Below are 5658 nucleotides of genomic sequence, written 5' to 3'. Positions count from 1 at the left end.
CCTCCGCAGCAAGGTCCGCCTCGCCGAGACCATCGAACAACTCGCCGCACACGACGTCGTATTCATCGAAGTCAGCACCCACCCCGTCCTCGCCATCGGCATCACCGAAACCATCGGCGACACCGGCGCCGTCGTCGGCACACTCCACCGCAACACCGGCAGCCTCGACCGCTTCATCGAATCCGCCGCCGAAGCCTGGACCCACGGCATCACCATCGACTGGCCCACCACCCTCACCCCCTACCGCACCCACACCGTCGAACTCCCCGCCTACCCCTTCCAACGCCACCACTACTGGCTCACACCCGAACCCGCCGCCGCCCCGAGCAGCAGCAGCTCGGGAGTGAGGGAACAACCGGCTGCGCCGGTCGCTCTGTTGGGCGTACGACTGCCGTCGTCGCCGCTCGCGCGGGCCCAGTTCGCCCCCCGGCTCGACCCGATGGCGCACCCCTGCCTCGGCGACTTCGTGGTCGGGGGCCGGCCGGTGGTCAGCGCCGGTGTGTTCGTCGAGTCGCTGATCGAGGCGGTCTCCGAGCTGGCCGGTCCCGGACCGGTGTCCGTCGAGGACCTGGAGCTGCCCGTGGACCTGGCACTCGAACCGGTCGGCGCGGCCGACGGGCCGGGGGCCGAGCGCGCCGCCCAGCTCATCGTGGACCAGGACCTGTTCCGCTACTACGCCCAGGACGCGGGCGGCGGTTGGCGGCTGCACGCTCAGGGCCGGGCCCGGTCCGGGGCGTCGGCCGCCCCCACGGTGACGCTCGCGCCCGTCGGGTCGGGCCGCGAGCTGACCGGCGACGAGCTGTACCGGCTGCTGTGGCAGCGCGCGATGTACCTGGGTTCCGCGGCCCGCTGGGTGGAGCGGATCAGGCTCGGCCGTGGTGAAGCCACCGCCGAGATCCGGTCCGCCCTGCCCGGTGAGGCGGAGCCCTATCTGCTGCACCCCGGGCTCGTCGACGCGATGTTCCAGACGGCGCTGGCCTGCTTCCCGTCGGACGGCCCGGCCCTCGTGCCGGTCGGTCTCGACCGCTTCGTGTACTACGACCGCGGCGGGCCCCGGGACGGGCTCCGATGTCACGCCGAACTGTTCGACGACGGCACCAGGGCGCGTATCCGGCTCGTCGGCGCGCACGGGCGGCTGGTCGCCGAGGCCGACGGCGTGCGCTTCGCCCCGGCCCTGACCCGGCCGACGGCGGAACCCGTGGCCGTACAGGCCCCGGTGGCCGACCTCGCACGCAAGGCCGAGCACGCGCCCCTCATCCCGACGGCCACCGCTGAAGCCCCGACTGCCCCGGCCGACGCGCCCGAGGCCGCGCCCGCCATGACCCCCGAGGTCGTGCGGACCCTCGTGAGCCGTATCGTCGCCCGTGCCCTCGGCACCGTGGCGGCCAGGCTCGACGCGGCGCAGCCGTTGCAGGCGCTCGGTCTGGACTCGCTGATCGCGATGAAGATCCGGACGACGCTGAACCGCGAGTTCGAGGTCCTGCTGCCGATGACGGCGTTCCTCAGCGGCCGCAGCACCGACGACATCGCGGGGGACGTGCTCGCGGCACTCGGCGGCGGGCCCGCAGGGGCGGAGGCCCCGCAGGCCGACGACGGGTCCGCCGTGGCGTCGGCGGACGACGCCGAGCGCTATGAGCCGTTCGGTCTGACCGATCTGCAGCAGGCGTACCTCGTGGGCCGCGGTGACGCCTTCGAGCTCGGGAACACCTCCACGTACTTCCAGGTCGAGATCGACCTGGAGAACGTGGACCTGGACCGGCTCGGCGGGTCCCTCCGGGCGATGATCGACCGCCACGACATGCTGCGTGCGGTCTTCACGGCCGAGGGCGAGCAGCGCGTCCAGCGCGACGTCCCGGCCTATGTGATCCGCGAGACGGACGTCTCCGGCCTGGATCCGGCCGAGCGCGAGGCCGCGCTCACGGCCGTCCACGAGGAGATGCGGCACCAGGTCTTCGACACCGCCCGCTGGCCGCTGTTCGACGTGGGGGTGACCCGTGTCGACGACCGGACGATACGGCTGCACGCCGGCTTCGACGCCCTGATCATCGACGGTTTCAGCACGTCGATCCTGTTCAAGGAGTGGGCCGCGCACTACCGCGGCGAGACGCTTCCCGTACTGGATCTGCGCTACCGGGACTACGTGCGGCAGGCCCGCGCCCTGGAGGAGGGGCCGGAGTACGACCGGGCGCTCGCCTACTGGCGGGACCGGCTCGACACCCTGCCTCCCGCGCCCCAGCTGCCGCTGGCGGTCGACCCTTCGACCCTGGAGCGGCCGGTGTTCAACCACCGTGGCGCGACCCTGTCGGTGGAGGACTGGGCCCGGTTCAAGGAGCATGCGACGACGGCCGGGGTCAGCCCGTCGGCGGCCCTGTGCACGGCGTACGCGCAGGTGATCGCGGAGTGGAGCGCCACGCCCGACTTCTCGCTGAACCTGCTGTACTTCAACCGGCTGCCGCTGCATCCGCAGGTCGGCGACGTCATCGGCAACTTCTCCACCACCCTGATGCTGGAGATCCGCGACTCGGCCGGTGACGCGTTCGCCGCCCGCGCCGCCGAGGTCCAGAGCCGGCTGTGGAGCGACATGGAGCACAGCCAGGTCAGCGGTGTGCAGGTGCTCAGGGAGCTGAACCGGGCCCGTGGGGCCTCGGTGCGGGCCGCCGCGCCGGTCGTCTTCACGAGTCTGGTGAACTTCGCGGGCCAGCAGGACGGTGAGCAGCGGGGTGTCGTGCAGTACCTGGCCGGGATCGGTGAGAACGGCCGCCAGGTGAGCAGTTCGGTCCGCACCCCGCAGGTGTGGCTGGACCACCAGGCGGTCGAGGAGGCCGGTGCGCTCGTCCTGAACTGGGACGTGATCGAGGAGCTGTTCCCCGCGGGCTGCGTCGACGCCATGTTCGCCGCCTATCTGCGGGTGCTGCACGACCTGTCGCGCGACCCCGCGGCCTGGCAGCGGCCCAGGCCCGCGCTCACGCCGGCCGCCGACCTGGACGTACGGGCCGCGGCCAACGCCACCGAAGGGCCCCTGCCCGAGGGGCTGCTGCACGACGCGGTGCTCGCGCAGGCCGCGGCCACGCCCGACGCGCCCGCGGTCGTCTCTCCGGCGCTGACCCTGACGTACGGGGAGCTCGACCGCAGGTCCAACCTTGTGGGGCACGCGCTGCAGGCGCAGGGGGCGGGCCCCGGCGACCTGGTGGCGATCGTCATGGACAAGGGCTGGGAGCAGGTCGTCGCGGCCCTCGGCATCCTGCGGGCCGGGGCGGCGTACGTCCCGATCGACGCCGCGGTCCCCGCCGAGCGGCTGCACGTGCTCCTCGAAAGCGCCGGGATCAGTCGTGTCGTCACCCAGCCGTGGGTGGAGGACACGGCGGACTGGCCGCAGGGCGTGCTGAGGACCGTGGTCCGGGCCGACGACCGGGGTGAGGAACGCCCGCTCGGCCCGTCCGGTGCGAAGGCCACCGACCTCGCGTACGTGATCTTCACCTCGGGTTCCACGGGGACGCCCAAGGGCGTGATGATCGAGCACGGCGCGGCCCTGAACACGGTGGCCGACGTCAACGAGCGGTACGGCGTCACCTCGGCGGACCGGGCCCTCGGACTGTCCGCGATGCACTTCGACCTGTCGGTCTACGACGTGTTCGGACTGCTGTCGGTGGGCGGCGCCCTGGTCCTGCCCGAACCGGCCGCGCACCGCGAGCCCGCCCGCTGGGCGCAGCTCGTCGCGGAGCACGGGGTGACCGTCTGGAACAGCGTGCCCGCGCTGATGGAGATGTTCACCGAGCACGCCCTCGCGAACGGGCTCACCGGGCTGCCGGTGCGGCTCGTCATGATGAGCGGCGACTGGATCCCGGTGACACTGCCCGGCCGGATCCGGCTGCTGCTCCCGGAGGCCGAGCTGTGGAGCCTGGGCGGCGCCACGGAGGCGTCGATCTGGTCGATCCTGCATCCGATCGGGGAGGTCGACGACGACTGCGTGAGCATCCCCTACGGCAAGGCGATGCGTAACCAGCGCTTCTACGTGCTCGACGGCGCGCTGCGGCCCTGCCCGGTGTGGGTGCCGGGTGACCTGTACATCGCCGGGGCCGGTCTGGCCCGCGGCTATCTGAACGACGAGGCCAAGACCCGGGCCGCGTTCCTGCACCACCCGGACACCGGTGAGCGTCTCTACCGCACCGGCGACCTGGGGCGTTTCCTTCCGGACGGTTCCATCGAGTTCCTCGGCCGGCAGGACTCGCAGGTGAAGATCCAGGGCTACCGCATCGAGCTGGGCGAGGTGGAGGCCGCCCTCACCCAGTGCGAGGGGATACGGTGTGCGGCCGTCGTCGCGGCGGGCGAACAGCACGGGCCCAAGCGACTGATCGCGTACGTCGTCCTCGACGAGGGGCGCGAGGACACCGAGCGGCAGATCACGGAGGCGCTGCGCCAGGTCGTCCCGCAGCACCTGGTGCCGCAGCGCGTCCTCGTCCTCGACGAGCTGCCGCTCAGCGACAACGGGAAGGTCAACCGGGCGGCGCTGCCCGCGCCCGACGAGATCGCGGTGGAGGGCGCCGGGTTCGTCGCGCCCCGCGACGACGTCGAGCGCCGGCTCGCGGAGATCTGGGCGGAGTTCTTCGGCGTGACCGAGATCGGGGTGACCGCGAGCTTCTTCGAACTCGGCGGTGACTCGCTGCTCGCGGTGCGGCTGATGTCCAGGATCGCCCGCGGTCTGGGCCGCAGTCTGCCGCTGTCCAGCCTCTTCGCCCGGCCGACCATCGAACTGCTCGCCCAGGCGGTCCGGGACACCGGCGTCGGCGAGGAGGGCCGCGGGGCGCTCGTCCCGGTGCGCACCACCGGTTCGCGGACTCCGCTGGTGTTCGTCCACCCGGTCGGCGGCGACGTGCTCTGTTACGCGGAGCTCGCCGAACTCCTCGGGGCGGAGCAGCCGTTCTACGCGCTGCAGCTGCCCGACGTGGAGCTGGGGAGCGTCGAGGACATGGCGGCCCACTACGCCGAGGCGGTCCGGGAGGCGCTGCCCGACGGCCCGTACCGGCTCGGCGGATGGTCGATGGGCGGGGTGATCGCCCTGGAGATGGCGGCCCGGCTCACGGCGGCGGGCGCCGACGTGGAGCTCCTCGCGGTGATCGACCTGATCGAGCGGCCCGGTCCCGCCGAGGGGGCGCCCGTCTCCGACGAGGTGCTGCTGTCCTGGTTCGCCAGGGACCTGGCGGGGCTCGCCGGAGTGGACTGGGAGCTGGCGCCGGAGGCGTTCGACGGGCGTCCGCCGGTGGAGGTGCTGCACGCGGAGGCCCGTGCGGCGGGGGCGTTGTCCGAGGACATCGATCTCGGCACCCTCAGCCGTATCGTCGGCCGGTTCCAGAGCAACTACCGGGCCCTGCTGCGCTACGCGCCGAGCAGTTTCGCCGGACGGGTGGTGTCGCTGCGGGCCGCGGACGGCGGCGCGACGGTCGAGACCGCGTCGCGGTGGATGGAGTACTTCACCGGCGACGCGACCCTCGTCGACGTACCGGGCGACCACTACACGGTGATGCGCGGCGAGCGGCTGCGCGTCCTCGCCGGTGAGTTGCGCCGGGCCCTCGACGCCCACTGACCGAACCGGCCGGGGCGCCCGGGCGGGCGGCCCCGCCCGCCCCCCGCACCGCACGGGGGGCAATCTGTATTCGCACC

At 72.9% G+C, this 5658-nt stretch carries 1 protein-coding gene; it reads left to right on the top strand.

Annotated features, from left to right (window positions below):
• Positions 1-5581, top strand: a 5581-nt coding sequence (locus ACIA8N_RS36440; RefSeq protein ID WP_399416898.1) for an amino acid adenylation domain-containing protein, incomplete at its 5' end; no start/stop codon positions are given.
• Positions 5582-5658: the final 77 nt, after the last annotated feature.

It is taken from the genome of Streptomyces sp. NPDC051822 (assembly GCF_044452745.1).
GTDB lineage: Bacteria > Actinomycetota > Actinomycetes > Streptomycetales > Streptomycetaceae > Streptomyces.
Note: the sequence above shows the minus strand (reverse complement) of the source record. Positions and strands in the feature narration are given on the sequence as shown.